Below are 17,350 nucleotides of genomic sequence, written 5' to 3'. Positions count from 1 at the left end.
TGACTGGGCACCGCTTGGGGGGTTGCGGTCCCGGTCACCGTGATGAGATCAGGGCTCCATCTCGGGGGGAGCCCTTCCGTCCGGACCGGCTCGACCCTGCCGGTCGGCCCCCGGGGCGCGTGCTATGCCGCGTCCCGGGGGCTTCGCCGTCCCATGCCGGACCGGCTGGAATTCGGTTCGCGCCGCGAGTGTTGAGAATGTAGGGTTCATTTCCCGGCTCTTGGAGCTGGGGGATTGACAACTCAACAGGGGGTGATCGGTTTCGACTTCGGCATTGCAAGTCAAGGGAAGCGGGCCGAGGACTGCGGACATAACCTCGTTAACACTGTGACCGCAAACCAATAAGTGCCAATAACATGCGCACTGAGGTCGGCCAGGACTCCCTGGCTCTCGCCGCCTAAGCAGCGAGTGACCTCTGTCAGCCCGGGAGCGCCTCCGGCCCGGATCTGACATCGCTAGGAGGCTCAACCGACCGACCCGGTCACGGGGTCGAGCGGGAAACCAAACAGTGACTGAGCCCGTCGGCGACTCGCCTGTGAGATTGCCGGGGCTGAGAAAAACGTAACAGGCTGCGCCCGGAGAAGCCTTGTCTTGGTGTTGAAGGACGCGGGTTCGATTCCCGCCACCTCCACGTGCGCGTCTTTTCGAGACGTGCGGATCGCCTGAAGGGCGGTCGGTTCGGTGATGTCCCGCCGGATCGGCCGCCCTTGATCTTTTTATGGGGTCCCGTGCCCTCGTGCGTGGCCGGGTTCCGGCCCCTGGCTAGAGTCGCTGTGGTGGTCCGCGGACGGAAGGAGACCGGGCGGCTGTGGACGAACGGGTGCGAGGCGGGACGGTTCCAGGTGACAGGGCGGGAGGCCGGCCGCGGGTCCTCGTGCGACGCGCGCTTCCCACCGAGCCCGCGGTGCGGGGCTCGGCCTCCCTGTTCATGACCGAGGCGGGGCGGCAGGGGATCCGGGCCGACCGGCGCATGGTGTACGTGGGACCGGAGCCCGCCTCCGAGCACGTCGCCCTCGCCCTGCGCGTCCAGCCCGGAACCGAGATCCTGGCCCGGCGCAAGATGATGCTGGCCGACGACGTGCCCGTACGCGTCGCGACGAGCTACTTCCGGCTGGACGTCTTCGGGGGCACCCCGCTCTGTGAGCCCGGCTTCGTACGGCCGAGCCTGCAGGCGGGGATCGAGGCGCTCGGGCACCGCTTCGGCCGGGCCGAGGAGCAGCTGACCGCGCGGCCTCCCACGGAGGCCGAGGCCGCCGTCCTGGAACTCGACCCCGGCGAATGGGTCGTGCAGATCGTCCGTGCGGGGTATTCGGCCGAGGACGTGCCCATCCACGTCCTGGAGACCGTGTGCGCCGCGTCCCGCCACGTCTTCCCGATCGTCCAAGTGACCGGCGCCGACGAGTTCTGACTCCCTAACCCGCGTACGCGTCGATCTCGGCGAGGAGGGCGGACTTCCCCTCGGCTCCGAGGAAGGAGGCGCGGACGGCCGACCGCGCCAGGTCGGCGATCCCGTCCCGGTCGAGGTCGAGCAGTTCGGCGGCGACCGCGTACTCCTGGTTGAGGGTCGTGCCGAACATCGGCGGGTCGTCGGAGTTGATCGTGATGGGGACTCCCGCCTTGACCAGCTCCGGCAGGGGGTGCTCGGCCAGGGTGGGCACGACCCGGGTGCGGATGTTGGAGGTCGGGCAGACCTCCAGCGTGATGCCGTTGGTCACCAGGTGTTCCAGCAGGGCCGGGTCCTCGACGCTGTGCACACCGTGGCCGATCCGCTCGGCGCCCAGGTCGCGGATGGAGTGCCAGACCGTCTGCGCGCCGGTGCTCTCTCCCGCGTGCGGCACGGAGTGCAGGCCGGCGGCCCTGGCGGCGGAGAAGTGCGGGACGAACTGGCCGCGGGGCACGCCGATCTCCGGGCCGCCGAGGCCGAAGGAAATCAGCCCTTCGGGCCGCTGGTCGAGCGCGACGGACAGCGTGCGGTCGGCGCCGGGGACGCCGGACTCCCCGGGAATGTCGAAGCACCAGCGCAACACCGTGCCGAAGTCGGCCTCCACCCGCCTGCGCGCGTCCTCGATGATCTCGCAGAACTCGGCGTCCGCGAAACCGCGCAGCAGGTGCGTGTACGGGGTGACGGTGAGCTCGGCGTAACGCACCCGCTGGTCGGACAGGTCGCGGCCGACCCCGTAGATCAGAGCCCAGAGGTCGTCGGGCTCCCGGATGAGGTCCACGATCGCCAGATAGATCTCGACGAAGTGGGCGAAGTCGCGGAAGTCGAAGAACCTCTCCAGCAGGGCGGGGTCGGCGGGAACCGGTGTCGAGCCCTCGTGGCGTGCGGCCAGCTCGGCGACGATCCTCGGGGAGGCGGAGCCGACGTGGTGGACGTGCAGTTCGGCCTTGGGCAGCCCGGCGATGAACTGGGTGATTTCAGGGGTGAGCACGGCACGACCGTAACAAGGGCGCCTGGCCCCTCACCAAGCGAAATCGTCGTTTCTCGCACTATTTTGTCAGGATTGTCCGTTCGGCCTAGCCGCTGGACGGCAGCTCGCTGAGCTCGACCGTGACGGTGGTGATCTGACCGGTCGGGTGGAGGAGTTGGACCTTGACCCGGTTCCCCGGCTTCAGCGTGGCGAGCACCTGGGAGAGGGCGTTGGAGGTCGGCGTGGGGGTGCCGTCGATGCTGACGATGACGTCACCCGGCTTGATCCCGGCCTTCGTCGCCCCGCTGCCCGGCGTCACCGCGCCCACCACGGCCCCGATCGGGTTCCCGCCGGTGTCGACGGCCGTGCCCACGCGGACGCCCAGAGCGGCGCGGCGGCTGTTGACGACCCGGCCGTACTTGATGATCTGGCCGGCGACGTCGGTGGCGGTGTCGCTGGGGATGGCGAACCCGATGCCGGGCGCCGCCCCCTGTTCGGGATCGACCGCCGACAACGTCGGGATGCCGATCACCTGACCCGCCATGTCGACGAGCGCCCCTCCGCTGTTGCCCGGGTTGATGGGGGCCGACGTCTGGATGGCGTTGGTGATCGTGGCGCCGGGCGTGCCGTTCGGCCCCCGGCCGGACACCGTGCGCCCGAGGGCGGACACGATGCCCTGGGTCACGCTGCCGGAGAAGCCCAGCGGGTTGCCCATGGCGAGCACGATCTGGCCGACCTGGAGGTGCGCCGAGCGGCCGAAGGACGCGGGGGTCAGCCCGTGGGCGTCCTCGACCCTGATCATCGCCAGGTCGCCGGCGCGGAAGGTGTTGACGAGGGTGGCCTTCCTCGGCTGGCCGCCGCTCGCGAGCGTGACCTGGAACTCGCGGGCCGTGCCCACGACATGGGCGTTCGTCACGATGTGGCCCTTCGTGTCGTACACGATCCCGGACCCGAGACCCTGCGCCGTGGTGATCTGGACGATGGACGGGAGGACCTTCTTGATCACCTGCTCGATGGCGTTTTCGAGCGCGACCGCGTTGGGGGCGCCCGGCGGAATCGACGTGGCCGTCGACCGTGCGGCGGGAGCGGTTTCCAGGCTGTCCGTGCCGCCTCCGCAGGAGGAGATCGCGACCATCGTCAGCGCCGCCGCGACGCGGGCGGCCCCCCGTGAGAAATCCATGGTCCCTGTCTATCCGTGCAGGCGACGGGTATCCACGCAACGCGCCCGGGTGGACATGGCGGTGACCTGGCCCGTTCCATCGCGAGGGCATTCGGCGAACATCGGTGGAAGGTGGCCGAAGCGTGACTCGGGGGCCGGCGATCGCCGCCTTTCGTGACGTGATCCGCTCGCCTTCACGGGGAGGCCCTGCTCCGCGACCTGAACGCTCAGGGGTGAGCGTCCGCTCGATCTAGCCCGCGAACCTAGTTCTAGAATATGGTTCTATAAGGGTCTAGTGGTGGAGGAATCACATGGCGATCGGGCTGAGCGAGGAGCACGAGGCGCTCCGCGAGTCGGTGGCGGGATGGGCCGAACGGAACATTCCCGTCGAGGTGGTCCGCGGCGCCGTCGGCGACCTGAACGGCTCGGGCACCGAGGAGCGGCCGGCCTTCTGGGCGGGCCTCGCCGACCAGGGTCTGCTCGGGCTGCACATCCCCGAGGAGCACGGCGGCTCCGGCTACGGCCTGCTCGAGGCCGCCGTCGTGATCGAGGCGCTGTCCGAGCGGGTGGCCCCCGGGCCGCTGGTGCCGACCGTCCTGGCGGGTGCGGCGATCCTCGCGTCCAGCGGCAAGGCGCACGCCGAACTGCTCCCCGGTCTCGCGGACGGCTCGCTGACCGGCGCGGTCGCGCTGGGAGGCTCCCTGACGGGCGTGCGCGAGGGGGGCACGCTGACGATCAGCGGCGCCGCCGAGCCCGTCCTCGGGGCGGCTCTCGCCGACGTGCTCGTCCTGCCGGTCTCGACGAACCTCGGCGAGGAGTGGGTGGCGATCGACGCCGCCCAGGCGACGGTCACTCCGGCACGACCTCTCGACCTCACCCGCGGTGTCGCGAAGGTGGAGGTCGAGGCGCTGGCCGTACCGGAGGAGCGGATCCTCGACGGGCTCGAAGGCCCCGACGTGCTGAACCTCGCGGCGATCGTCCTCGGCGCCGACGCGATCGGCGTCGCGGCCTGGTGCGTGGCGGCCGCGGCCGACTACGCCAAGGTCCGGGTCCAGTTCGGCCGGCCGATCGGGCAGTTCCAGGGTGTCAAGCACAAGCTCTCCCGGATGCTCGTCGCGCTCGAGCAGGCGAGGGCGACCGTCTGGGACGCCACGAGGGCGACCGGGGACGAGCTCGCCTACGCGGCGGCGATCGCCGGGGTGACGGCTCCCGACGCGGCGGTGCAGTGCGCCAAGGACGCCATCCAGATCTTCGGCGGCATCGGCTACACCTTCGAGCACGAGGCGCACCTCTACTACCGGCGGGCGCTCACGATCCGGGCGTTGCTGGGGACGTCCGCGGACTGGGCCGAGACCGTCGCCTCGCTCGCGCTGGACGGGGTGACGCGCGACATGGAGATCGACCTGCCCGAGGAGGCCGAGGCGCTGCGGGCCGACATCCGCGCCGAGCTGGCCGAGATCGCGGCCCTGGAGGGCGTCGAGCAGAAGCGGGCGCTGGCCGCCGCCGGTTTCGTCATGCCGCACCTGCCGAAGCCGTGGGGCCGTAACGCGACGCCGCTGGAGCAGGTGCTCATCCACCAGGAGATCCGCGCGGCCAAGATCAAGCTGCCGCAGATGATCATCGGTGCGTGGGTGGTCCCCTCCATCGTCTCCTACGGCACGCCGGAGCAGCAGGAGCGGTTCCTGCCCAAGACGCTGAGCGGCGAGACGGTCTGGTGCCAGCTGTTCTCCGAGCCCGGCGCGGGTTCCGACCTCGCCTCGCTGCAGATGAAGGCCGAGAAGGTCGAGGGCGGCTGGAAGCTCAACGGCCAGAAGATCTGGACGTCGGTCGCCCACGTGGCCGAATGGGGCATCTGCATCGCCCGGTCGGACGGCTCGAAGCCCAAGCACGACGGCATCACCTACTTCCTCGTCGACATGAAGGGGCCCGGCGTCACCGTCCGGCCGCTGACCGAGATGACGGGGGAGAACCTGTTCAACGAGGTCTTCCTCGACGACGTCTTCGTGCCCGACGACCTCGTGGTCGGCAACGTCGACGAAGGCTGGAAGGTGGCGCGCAACACGCTCTCGAACGAGCGTGTGTCGCTGTCGGCGGGTTCCGGCGGGACCGGCGCCTCGGTGCCCGACCTCCTCGGGCTGGTGGGCAGGCTCGGCCGGGAGCTGACGGCGGTGGAGCGGCGGCAACTGGCCGCCGTGGTGTGCGAGGGGCACTCGATCAACGCGCTGTCCCTGCGTGTGACGCTCAAGCAGCTCGCGGGCGCGGAGCCCGGCGCCGACGCGTCGGTGCGCAAGCTGCTGTCCACCTCCCACGCGCAGCACGTGTCGGAGACGGCCGTCGACCTGCTCGGCTCCGGAGCGGTCATCGCGGCCGACTGGAAGCTCGGCGACGCGGGCTACTGGAACCGTGCCGTCCTCGCCACCCGCGCGATGACGATCTACGGCGGAACGACCGAGGTGCAGCTCAACATCATCGGCGAGCGCATGCTGGGCCTGCCGCGCGACCCCGAGCCCGGCAAATAGTCTCGGCGGTCACGCGGCGGGTCTTCCCTCTTCCGGCCGCGTGACCGCCGTGATACATCCGTCATGGCCTGTTCTGAGGGGATGAGCCCTAGCCTGTACGGCATGCGGCCGTCCTCCCCTTTCGTGCGTCTCGCACCGGCCGCACTGGGGCTCGTCCTCGGCCTGCTCGCGCTGGGGCCGGCGCTGGGGCCGGGCTTCACGCTGCGCTACGACATGGTGTTCGTGCCCGACCCGGTATGGGGGTCCCACGGCGGGGGGTTCCCCCGGGCGGTGCCGAGCGACCAGGTCGTCGCGCTCCTGTCGGCGATCCTTCCCGGGCAGGTCGTGCAGAAGGCCGTCCTGCTGGGGATCTTCGTGCTGGCCGCCGCGGGGGCGGCGGCTCTCGTCCCCGCGGACAGGACGGCCGCCCGCCTCGCGGCCGCCGTGTTCTACGCCTGGAACGCCTACCTCGCCCAGCGCCTGCTGCTCGGGCAGTGGGCGCTGCTCCTCGGCTTCGCGGGCCTTCCCTGGGCCGTGCGGGCGGCGGCGCGGGGCGGGGTGCTTCGCCTGGCCGCCGCGCTGCTCCCGGCCGCCGTCGGGGGCTTCCAGGCCATGCTCGTGACCGCTGTGGCCGTGCTGCCGGTGGCGGCGTTCCGAACCGCGGACGGATGGCGGGCCCGTGTGCGCCGGCTCGCCGGGAGCGCGGCCACGATGGCGGTGCTCAGTCTGCCGTGGCTGGTGCCTGCCCTGCGCTCGGACGCGGTCGCCGACCCGGCCGGGGTCGCGGCGTTCGCACCCAGGGCGGACGGGCCGTTCGGGACGCTGGGCAGCCTGCTCTCGCTGGGCGGCATCTGGAACGCCGAGGCCGGAGTCCCGGGGCAGGACTCCTGGGGGACGGCCGCCGTCCGGCTCGCACTGACCGCCGTCGCCCTCGCCGGGTTCGTACGGCAGGCTCGCCGCGACCGCGCCCAGGAAGGCGAGCCGTACGCCCGCGGCCTCGCGGTCGCCGCGGCAGCCGGGCTGGTCATCGCGTGCACGGGAGCGTTCGCCCCGGGCGTCCTCCGGGGGTTGATGGGGATGTGGTCCGGGTTCGGGCCGTTCCGCGACGGCCAGCTGTACATCGCGCCGTTCGCCCTGCTGCTGGCCGTCGGGTTCGCCGCCGCGGTGGCCTGGCTGGACCGGGCCGTGCTCGGCCGGTTCGCCGTGGCGGCGGTCGTCGTGCCCGTGCTCGCCCTCCCGACCTTCGCCCTGGGGGCCTTCGGGAGGCTCGGCTCGGCCGAGTACCCGGACGGCTGGCGGGCCGTACAGGCGATCGTCAACCGCGATCCGGCGCCGGGCGCGCTGGTGACGCTGCCGTGGGGGGCCTACCGGGCGTTCGGCTGGAACGGCGGCCGGGTGGTGCTCGACCCGGCGACCAAGTCGTTCGCGCGGCGGGTGGTGTGGGACGACGCGCTGGTGGTGGGCCTTCCCGGTGGAGGGCGCATCCGGGTGGACTCGGAGGATCCGCTGAACCGCAGAATCGGGGCCCTGGTCGCCGGGCGGGGTCCGTTGACCGCGGCGTTCGCCGGAGAGGGCGTGCGTTTTGTCCTGGTGGAAGGACAAAACCAGAACGCGTTTCTATCTCGGCTACCTGGAGCGATTCCCGTCTGGCGGGACGACGACCTGCTCTTGATGCGGTTGTGAGGCGGTTCCCACCGTTTTTATGTGCAATACCCGTGAGTAACGTTTTTCATCACGGTTTGACGAATGCTATGGATTATGACCTGGATCACGTTCTAGTCTCGGCCCACTGCGGATTCCGCACGTGGAGGGAGAAGCATTCGTGTTGAAGGTGCTAGCCGCTTTGGTGGTCGGGGCTGTGCTCGCCGGCCTCGCCTCAGTGGCGGTTGTCAACGTGGCTTCGCCTGCCCCGGCGCCGCCGAACAAGCCTCTTTACAACTACGGCGAAAGATGAGCCGGCGGGCCCTCCTTCCCCGGGGGCCCTCCCTCACTGAGCCGCGGCCCACCCTGACGGGCCGCGCCCGCCGTCCCTGCGGCGGTGCGGACGGCCGATGAGTCACCGGCGGATGGACCCGGTCATGCCGGGTCCTCATTCCGTCATGCCCGGATCCGGGTCGCCGCCGCCGTTTTCCGTCCTTTTCAGCGTCCTTGCAACCCGCGACCACGACTGGATCGCCCCGCGAGGTGTCACCCGAAGGAGTGGTAGTGGTCGCACAGGAGGCGAACGCGAAGCCCGTGGGGCGCGCCTCGTCTCCGCCGCAGTCCGACCGTCCTCAGCTGACCGCCGGCCGATCCGAGTCCGCGCCCTCGCTCCGCGGCGTGCGCGTCGCCCTGCTGAACTTCCGCGAGCCGGGCCAGTCGGTCGCCGGCGGCGCGGAGGAGTACGCCTGGCAGATCTCCATCCATCTCGTCGGCCAGGGCGCGCAGGTGCACTTCGCGACGAGCCGGGAGCCCGGGCAGCCGCGCTCCGAGCGCCGTGACGGCGTCGAGTTGCGGAGGATGGGCAACCGCTACCTCGTCTACCTGCTCGTCCCGCTGTGGCTGCTGGCGAGGCGCAGGCGCTTCGACCTGGTGATCGACTGCATGAACGGCATCCCGTTCTTCGCCCCCGTGGTGGTGTCGCGCCGGACCCGGGTCATCTCCCTCATCCACCACGTGCACGACCGCCAGTTCTACGCGTTCTTCTCCCGCCGCATCGCCCGGATCGGATGCTTCATCGAGGGGCCGATCGCCCGGCTGATCTACCGGCGCTGCCGCACCGTCACCGTGTCGGAGTCGTCGGCCGCCGAGTTGCGTGAACGGCTGCGCTGGCTCGCGCCGATCGAGATCGTCCCGAACGGCAGCCCGGTCGCCCGGCCCGTCGCCCGTGACGAGGTGCCGGGCGACCCGGCCGTCGTCTACCTCGGCCGGCTGGTCGGCCACAAGCGCGTGGAACGGGTGGTCGCGCTGGCGGCGGACCTGGCGGGCGACTGGCCTGGGCTGCACGTCCACGTCGTCGGGCGCGGTCCCGAGTCCGGCCCGCTCGCGGCCCGCGCCGACGAGCCCGACGTGGCCGGACGGGTGCACCTGCGCGGCTTCCTCTCCGAGGCGGACAAGAACGCCGTGCTCAGCGGCGCCCGTCTCAACGTCACCGCGTCCGAGTTCGAGGGCTGGGGGCTGACCGTCATCGAGGCGGCGGCGCTCGGCGTGCCCACAGTGGCCTACGACGTCGCGGGCCTTCGCGACTCGGTGCGGCACGGCGTCACCGGCTGGCTGGTCCGCGACGGGGAGACCCTCGCCGACGTCGTCAGGCTCGCGCTGAAGGAGCTCGAGGACCCCCGTACGCGGGCGCGCATGGGGGCCGCATGCCGGATGTGGGCGCGTGAGTTCACGTGGGGGAAGACCGGCGCTAGCATGACTGCACTAATTGCCACAGAGCTGGACGTACGAGGCTCTGTTCCCCCCTCCCGCGGAGCGGCCCAGTGACGGTTGCCAACTGGATCGGCCAGCTGGCGCCCGAGAAGGCGGATTCGTACGCCGAACGGTTCCGGCATCGGCTGCGGCTGCTCGCCGGATGCCTGCTCCTCGGCGCGATCGCGTTCAACACCGCCACCGAGAAGATCATCGCCGAGACCAAGCTCGACATGGCGGTCGATCCGCTGCGCTTCCTCAGCCGGGCGCTGCACCTGTGGGACGACGACTACTTCGGTCACCTGCAGAACCAGGCCTACGGCTACCTGTTCCCGATGGGGCCCTTCTACGCGCTGTGGCTCAAGCTCGACATGCCCGCGTGGAACGTTCAGCGGCTGTGGATGTCGTTCGTGCTCTGCGCCGCCTTCCTCGGAGTGGTACAACTCGCCCGGGCGCTGCGGATCGGCACGCCCAACACACGCATCCTCGCCGGTCTCGCGTACGCGCTGGCGCCGCACGCACAGGCGCTGATCGGGATCAACTCCTCCGAGTTCCTGCCCAGCGCCCTGATGCCGTGGATCATGCTTCCGCTGGTCCGGGGCGCGGAGGGGACGACGGGACCGCGCAGGGCCGCCGCGCTGTCGGCTGTCGCGTTCCTCTTCTGCGGCGGCGTCAACGCCACGGCGGAGCTCGCCGTCCTCGTCGCGCCCGCCCTCTATCTGCTGACCCGGGCTCGCGGGCCGCTGCGCCGCCGGCTGATGGCGTGGTGGTGCGTCCTGATCGCGGCGGTGTCGTTCTGGTGGGCGGTCCCGCTGCTCGTCATGGGCCGCTACGTCTTCTCCTTCCTCCCGTTCATCGAGAACGCCACCGCGACGACCGGCGTGACGTCGCTGACCAACGTCCTGCGCGGCACCTCGAGCTGGCTGGCGTTCCTGTCGGTGGACGGCCAGCCGTGGATGGCGGGGGCCTACCAGCAGGCCTTCAGCCCGTGGCTGATCGTGGTCACCGTCCTGCTCGCGGGGCTCGGGCTGGCCGGTCTGGCCATGCGGAGCCTGCCGGAACGGTCCTTTCTGCTCATCACGCTTCTCGTGGGCGTGGCGATCGTGGCGGCCGGTCACGCGAGCGCCGTCGCGGGCCCGCTGAACGACGCCGTCGTGCAGGCGCTCGACGGGCCGCTCGCGGCGTTCCGCAACCTCCACAAGTTCGACGCGCTGATCCGGCTGCCCGTCGTACTCGGGCTAGCCGGGCTGCTCTGCCTGGTCAGGCCGCGCGCCCGGCTGCCGCTGACGGCCGCCGGCGCGGCGATGGTCGCGGTGACCTGCGTGCCGATCGTCGCGGAGGGGCTCGCGCCGTCCGGGTCGTTCACGGAGATCCCGGGCTACTGGAAGCAGGCGACCACGTGGCTCGACGAGAACGCCGGCGACCAGATGGTCCTGGCCGTTCCCGGCTCCAAACGCGGCGAGTACCAGTGGGGACGCCCGCTGGACGAGCCCCTCCAGCCGCTACTCACGGCCCGATGGGCGACGCACACCATCGTCCCCTGGGGGTCGGCGGGATCCAGCAGGCTGCTGGCGGCCATCGACGACCGCTTCGCCTCGGGACAGGGCTCGGCCGGGCTCACCGAGACGCTGCGCCGGATCGGGGTCGGCTACCTGGTGGTGCGCAACGACCTCGAGCGCCGCACCATCGGCACGGCCTGGCCCGCGCGCGTCCATCAGGCCATCGAGGACTCACCCGGGATCACGCTGGTCAAACGGTTCGGCCCGGCAGTCGGAGAGCGGCTCGGCACCATCGCCTCGAGCTGGCTCGACCAGCCCTACACCGCCCTGGAGATCTACCGGGTGGAGAAGGCGGCCCCACTGATCGGCACCGTGCCGGTGGCGGGCGCCCTGCGCGTGGGAGGAGCCCCCGAGGCGGTCCTCGACCTGGCGGAGCAGGGCCTGCTGCCCGACGACCGGCCCGTCGTCCTCGGCGACGATCCCGGCGCCTCGGCGATCCCCGCGTACGACACGGTCCTCACCGACACGCTGAGGAAGACCGACGTCGAGCTGAGCGACCTGAGACAGGTCGCCGGCGCCACCCTCACGCCCGGGGAGACCGCGTCGGGTCCTGACCTCACCGACCCCTCCTGGGAGCCCTTCCAGTCGACGGCCCAGTTGCTGGAGATCGCCGCTGTGCGGGCGTCGTCGTCGGAGGCCGACGCGACCGCCATGCCCGGCTCCCGCGATCCCGGGCGCCAGCCCTTCGCGGCCGTCGACGGAGACAGGCGGACCGGCTGGCGGTCCGCCGGATGGAAGGGCTCACTGGGCGAGTGGCTCGAGGTGACGCTCACCAAGCCCACCGATCTCCCGTCGGTGACGCTCGCGCTGGACCAGGGGTACATCGGGCCGCCGCCCTCGCAGGTCGCCGTCGAGACCGACACGGGAAGCCTGCTCCAGTCCGTCAGGACGACCGCCGAGCCGCAACGCCTCGCCGTGCCGCCCGGGCCGACCACGCGGGTGCGCATCCGGATCACGAAGCTGGCCTACGAGCCCAAGACGAAGCTGGGCAGCCGGGTCGGGATCGCCGAGCTCACGATCCCCGGGGTGACCCCCGGCAGGACCATCGTCGTCCCGCAGGCTCCCGGCGACCCCCGCGGCGAGGCGGTCGTCTCCTTCAGCAGGAACGGGGACGTGCCTGCCTGCATGCGCGGGTCGTACGTCTGGGCCTGCTCGAACGGGCTCGAGATCCAGGGCGAGGACGCCTACGGCTTCAACCGGGCCTACGAGTCCCAGGGCTCGGGCGAGCGGACCCTCACCGGGCAGGCCGTGCTCACCTCCCGTTCGGAGATCGAGCGGGTCACCACGCTCCCCGGCGAGCCGCTCACCGTCACCTCGTCCTCGACGTACACCGACGACCCGGCGACCATCGCGCGATCCGCCTTCGACGGCGATCCGGCGACGGTCTGGTACGCCGACCCGCTCGACCGCTCGCCCACGCTCGACGTCACCATGGCCCGTCCGGTCACCCTCTCCCGGATCAAGGTGGTGTTCCCCGACTCCTCCATCGGGCCGCCTCCGGTGCGCCTGACCCTGCGGGGCGACGGCGGCACGCGTGAGGGCTGGGTCGGCCGCGACGGCTGGATCGAGTTCCCGCCGATGAAGACCGGGAAGCTCTCGATCGTGTTCACCGCGTCCAGCTCGCGGCCGATCGAGGTGAACGACGTCACGATCCCCGGCGTGAAGCCCCTGGGGGCGCTCGGCGGCTACCCGCTGCGGCTGCCGTGCGGCTATGGTCCCACGCTGTCGGTCGACGGTGCTCCGGTGCACACCAGGATCGTCGGCGGGACGCTCGCCGACGTCCTCGCCGGAAGGCCGCTCACGTACGAGGCCTGCGAGAACTTCAACGTCCTGCCGGGGCAGACGCGGCTGTCCGCGTCGCCGCAGGACCCGTACCGGATCCGGACGGCCGTCATCCGCCGGCCCGGTGCCGTGGCGGCGGCGCCGACGGTGACCCGGCCGGTGGACGTCAAGGAGTGGACGGGCTGGGAGCGCCGCGTCGAGGTCGACGCGACCGCGGCCAGCTATCTGGTCGTCAACGAGAACTACAACAACGGATGGCACGCCTCCGTGGCCGGGCGCGAACTCGCTCCGGCGCGGCTCGACGGGTGGCGGCAGGCGTGGATCCTGCCCGCGGGCACGACCGGGACCGTGACCATGAGCTACCGGCCGGACGGCGTGTACCGCGTGGGCCTGGCGGTCGGTGCGGTGCTGGTGCTGCTCGTCGTGGCCGCCGCCGCGGTCCCCGTTCGGCGCCGTGCCGCCCATCCGCCTGTCGGCCCCCGGGGGATGCGGGTCAAGTGGCTGTGGCCGTTCGTGCCGCTCTACGGGTTCTGGATCGGCGGCCTGACGGGCCTCGCGGTGCTGAGCGCGCTTTTCGCCGCGACCGTGTTGTTCCGGCGGGTCTCGGCGGGCGAGCACGCCCGGCGGGGGACCGTCGTCGTGGCCGTTTCGCGCGCGCTCTCGTCCGCCCCCGCCGCGCTGGCCTCGCTGGCTCTGGCCGGGCTGAGCCTGGCGGTGGGCACGGCGCTGCTGCTCGCGGAGAACACCGCCTGGGGTGAGCCGCTGAGCGACCTCGTGCCGCAACTGCTCTGCCTGCCGCTCCTCGCCCGCCTGTTCGCCAACGTGCCCGACGACCCGGCGGGGACGCGGGCGCCGCGGATCCCTGATCCGGTTGGGCAGGCGCCGCTGGCGGCGTCTGAGGCCCGCAGGGACACCCACCTTTCTGGAGTGCCGTGACCAAGGTGATCTCGGATGTCACTCCGCGGCCCGAGCCGCCGCGGATCCGCATCACGCTTCCCGCGGAGACGGTGGCGCTGCTGTCGGCCTGGGGCGCGTTCGTCCGGCGCAACGGCGTCATGCTGGCCGCGGTCGTCCTGCTCGTGCTCCAGCTGTGGTGGCGGGCCGAGGTCGTGAGCCTGGCGTACTTCAAGGAGGACGACTTCGAGTTCGCCGCGCGGGCGGTGGACGGCCCCCTCTCGTGGGACTACCTGACCCGCGTCCACTACGGGCAGTTCATGCCGGTGGGATTCGCCCTGGCCTGGTTCGTCACCCGGATCGCGCCGTACAGCTGGGGCCTGGCGGCGGGCAGCATGCTGGTCCTGTTCACGGTCTCCGGCCTCGCCGTCCTCCGCATGCTGGTCGTGCTGTTCGGGCGCAGACGGGCGATCCTGGTCCCGCTCGCGGTCTACCTGTTCGCGCCGTTCACCGTGCCCGCGCTCACCTGGTGGTCGGCGGCGCTCAACCTCGTGCCGCTGCTGGTCGCGATCCCCATGGCGATCACCAGCCATGTCCTCCACCTGCGCGACGGCCGCCTCCTGCACGCGGTGGCGGCGACGGCGTGGCTCGTCGTGGGTCTGTGCTCCTTCCTGAAGGCGGCGGCGCTGCCGCCGCTGTTGTTCGCGCTGACGCTCGCGTACTTCTCGGACGGCGGCGGCGTGCGAGGGGTGCTGCGCAGGCACGCGGGACTGTGGGCGGCGTACGCGGCCGTCGTCGTGGCGTACGTGGCCGGTTACCTGGTCGCCGGCCGGGACACCGCCGACATGAGCGGATGGCCGACGCTGCCGGAGGGGCTCGGCTTCATCAAGAAGCTGCTCCTCGACACCTTCCTCGGCACGACGCTGGGCGGCCCCTGGAAGTGGTTCTCCGGTCCCGACCGGGCCGTCGCCAGCCCGCCCGCCCTGCTCGTCGGCCTCGCGGCGGTCGTCGCCCTCGCCCTGCTGGTGGTCACCGCCCGCTACCGCCGGCGCGCCCTGCGGGCCTGGGGCCTGCTGCTCGGCTACCTGGTGGTCGCCGACGTCGTGCCGACGTACTACGGGCGCGTCCACATCCTCGGGGCCTTCCACGGCATGGAGACGCGGTACGTCGTCGACGCGGCCCCCGTGCTCGCGCTCGCCGTGGGAGCGGCCCTCCTGCCGTTCACCGGCGAGGACCGGCCCTATCGCGCGCGTCCGCCCAGAGACCTGGTGACCGGCGCGGGCGGGCTCCTGCTCGGCGGCTTCCTCGTGGGCTCACTCGCCTCGGTCAGCGTCCTGTCCAGCTATCTGGGCAACGACAGGGCGCACGCCTATCTCACGACCGCCGCCGCCGCGCTGCGTACGGCCCCGCAGGACGCCGTCATCCTGGACCGCCGGGCCCCCGGGGACGTGATCGACGCGGCCTACGGCGAGTACGCCATGACCTCCCGCGTCCTGGCCCCGCTGGCGACGCCCGCACAACGCGAGCGCATGCGCCATCCGGCGCCGTCCACGAACGTCCTGGTCGTCGACGACCAGGGCCGTCTGCGTGCGGCCGAAGGGTCGGGGGAGCGGACCGCCGCGCCCGGCGGCTGCTATCCCGTGGCCGGGGCAGGGGTGGAGATCCCGCTGCAGAAGGTCCCGCAGGCCGGGGACGTGGTCCGGATCGGCTACTCCTCGGCCGCGAGCGCCCCCGCCGTCCTCTATCTCGGCGACAGGAGATACGACGTGACGATCGGACAGGGGCTGGGCCGGATCCTCTTCACGGCCCCGGCGAACCTGCCGAAGGTCCTCGTGTCCGGCCTGCCCATGGGAGCGCAGATCTGTTTCGGGGACGTCTCCGTCGGCGAAGCGGTGCCGGCGTCGTGACCGCCGTCCAGGGCCGGCGGGCCTCCGTTCCGGGTCGCGCGTCCCTGCGCCGCGCCGCGGCGCTCACCCTGGCCGGGGCGGGCGCGTTCCTGCTCACCCTCGTCCCGCTGCTGCGCGGCTTCGTGCACGACAGGGTCATCCGGATGCCGCTCGAACACTCGTCGACCAGTCACCTGTACACCGCGTCGGCCACCTACTTCGACACCGCCGCGATGCGGTCGCGAACCGGCCCGGTCGTGCTCACGCGCGCGCTGAACGGGGACGCCGCGGCGGGCGACGACGACCGCGCGGTCTGGCTCGAGTCGAGCTCCCTCGACACCGGGGACGGCGACCGCATCGACTACCACGAACGCAAGGTCGCCTTCGACCGGCGCACCGGCGCGATCGTGAACTGCTGCGGAGAGTACGTCGACGACGATCCCGCGGCCCGCCAGTCGGGCCTGGCGTTCCGCTGGCCGTTCGACGCGCGGAAACAGGACTACGCGTACTTCGACCCCCAGATGAAGCGGACGCTGCCGATGGTGTTCGACGGGGTGGAGTCCGTTGACGGCGTCACGACCTACCGGTACAGGCAACACGTGCCGGCGACGAAGGTCGAGGACGTCGCGATCCGCATCCCGGGCACGACGCTGGGCCTGCGGGGCGACCGGAGCTTCACCGTGACCAGGTGGGCGCAGACGGAGCGGACGGTCTGGGTCGAGCCGGTGAGCGGCGTGCCCGTCAAGTCCGAGGAGAACCGGCGGGAGGCCTTCCGCACGGCCGACGGGGTGGAACGGCTGGTCGTGCTGGCCGCCGACCTGCGGACGCCCGCGAACGAGATCGCCCTCAACGAGGCCGAGGCCGCGGCCTACGCCACGTGGAGCAGATGGCTGCGCACCATCCTGCCGATCGGCGCGGCCGGCTTCGGGCTGCTGCTCATCGGCGCGGGGATCTGGGCGTCTCGGCGGCGGCCCCGCTCAGCGCCTGCGCAGGACGAGCAGCAGGTTCCACGTGACGATCTCGCGGATCCCCGGTAGGAGCGTCACATGCCGGGCCCAGCGAGGGTGGTAGCGGGGGATCGTGTCGAGCACCTCGGCGCTCGCCTGGCGTCGCGCCCATTTCAGCATCCGCGCCACCGACACGGCGTACATGCTCTCGCCGTAGACGTTCTTGGGCGGCCTGCCGTACCGGCGTTCGTAGCGACGGGCCGCACGGTGGCCGCCGAAGTAGTGCCAGGGCGAGGTCTCGTGGCCGCCCCAGGGCGACAGCCACGACGTGTACGACAGATAGACGAGCCCGCCCGGCCGGGTCACCCTGACGAGCTCGTCGGCCATGGTCAGGGGGTCGGGCACGTGCTCCAGCACGTTGGAGGAGAAGCTCACGTCGACGGACCCGGTACGCAGCGGGATCTCCAGCGCGCTGCCCAGGAGTGCGCCTTCGGGCATGACGCCGTCACGCGCGCGCATCTCGCCCGCGTCGCAGTCCACGCAGACCGTGCGGGCTCCGGCGGCGCGCAGCGCCTCGGCGAAGTAGCCCGGCCCGCCGCCGATGTCGGCCACCAGCGCGCCGTTCAGATCGGTGTAGGCGGACAGCTGGGCCACCGTGTCCCTGGCCAGCAGGCCGTAGAAGAAGCTCGGATCGCTCTGCTCCAGGCGGAAGGCGCCGAGCAGGCGGACCGACCGCGCGAGGTCCGCGCGGAACGCCTCGGGGGTCTCCATCCGGCGGAGCCTAACACGGTATATAGAACACGTTGCATCCGCGAAGCGGTGGA

10 protein-coding genes and 1 other RNA gene are annotated in these 17,350 nt (G+C 71.8%); 8 read left to right on the top strand and 3 right to left on the bottom strand.

What is annotated here, in order from left to right; genetic code table 11:
• The first annotated feature begins 248 nt into the window (after positions 1–248).
• Positions 249–634, top strand: a transfer-messenger RNA (tmRNA) gene (ssrA, locus tag Pph01_RS28350).
• Between the two features lie 174 nt (positions 635–808).
• A complete protein-coding gene (locus Pph01_RS28345) occupies positions 809–1,408 on the top strand; it encodes a GntR family transcriptional regulator (RefSeq protein WP_239117074.1) in 600 nt (199 codons plus the stop codon).
• Positions 1,409–1,412: 4 nt separating this feature from the next.
• Here Pph01_RS28345 and Pph01_RS28340 read toward each other — a convergent pair whose 3' ends face one another.
• Together Pph01_RS28340 and Pph01_RS28335 are read right to left on the bottom strand one after the other, a co-directional pair.
• A complete protein-coding gene (locus Pph01_RS28340) occupies positions 1,413–2,432 on the bottom strand; it encodes an adenosine deaminase (protein ID WP_239117073.1) in 1,020 nt (339 codons plus the stop codon).
• A gap of 85 nt (positions 2,433–2,517) precedes the next feature.
• The gene (locus Pph01_RS28335) at positions 2,518–3,591 is read right to left on the bottom strand and encodes a S1C family serine protease (protein WP_204076216.1); all 1,074 of its coding nucleotides are present in this window, start codon (positions 3,589–3,591) and stop codon (positions 2,518–2,520) included.
• Between the two features lie 290 nt (positions 3,592–3,881).
• On the opposite strand from Pph01_RS28335, the gene Pph01_RS28330 reads away from it, so the two are divergent.
• The 6 genes from Pph01_RS28330 (at position 3,882) to pgfA (ending at position 16,616) form a co-directional block, all read left to right on the top strand.
• Entirely contained in the window at positions 3,882–6,089 is a 2,208-nt protein-coding gene (locus tag Pph01_RS28330; protein WP_204076215.1) for an acyl-CoA dehydrogenase family protein, read from the top strand.
• 81 nt (positions 6,090–6,170) lie between these two features.
• Positions 6,171–7,751: an MmpA family trehalose lipid delivery protein gene (locus tag Pph01_RS28325; protein ID WP_204076214.1), complete on the top strand. Its 1,581-nt coding sequence runs from the start codon at positions 6,171–6,173 to the stop codon at positions 7,749–7,751.
• A 522-nt stretch (positions 7,752–8,273) separates the two neighbouring features.
• Positions 8,274–9,533: a glycosyltransferase family 4 protein gene (locus tag Pph01_RS28320; RefSeq protein WP_239117072.1), complete on the top strand. Its 1,260-nt coding sequence runs from the start codon at positions 8,274–8,276 to the stop codon at positions 9,531–9,533.
• Positions 9,530–13,735, top strand: coding sequence for an alpha-(1->3)-arabinofuranosyltransferase (locus Pph01_RS28315; protein WP_204076212.1), 4,206 nt, complete (start codon positions 9,530–9,532; stop codon positions 13,733–13,735). The genes Pph01_RS28320 and Pph01_RS28315 overlap by 4 nt, the downstream gene beginning before the upstream one ends.
• Positions 13,732–15,600, top strand: coding sequence for a hypothetical protein (locus tag Pph01_RS28310; RefSeq protein ID WP_204076211.1), 1,869 nt, complete (start codon positions 13,732–13,734; stop codon positions 15,598–15,600). The genes Pph01_RS28315 and Pph01_RS28310 overlap by 4 nt, the downstream gene beginning before the upstream one ends.
• Entirely contained in the window at positions 15,597–16,616 is a 1,020-nt protein-coding gene (gene pgfA, locus Pph01_RS28305; protein WP_204076210.1) for a cell envelope lipid trafficking protein PgfA, read from the top strand. Before Pph01_RS28310 ends, pgfA begins: the two co-directional genes overlap by 4 nt.
• On the opposite strand, the gene Pph01_RS28300 is transcribed toward pgfA, so the two are convergent.
• Complete coding sequence (locus Pph01_RS28300; protein WP_204076209.1) at positions 16,557–17,297, bottom strand: class I SAM-dependent methyltransferase; 741 nt, start codon at positions 17,295–17,297, stop codon at positions 16,557–16,559. The two genes, pgfA and Pph01_RS28300, sit on opposite strands and share 60 nt — an antisense overlap.
• Positions 17,298–17,350 lie beyond the last annotated feature (53 nt).

The sequence above is a fragment of the Planotetraspora phitsanulokensis genome, from assembly GCF_016863295.1.
GTDB lineage: Bacteria > Actinomycetota > Actinomycetes > Streptosporangiales > Streptosporangiaceae > Planotetraspora > Planotetraspora phitsanulokensis.
The sequence above is the reverse complement of the archived record's forward strand: the minus strand, read 5'-3'. Positions and strand labels throughout refer to the sequence as shown.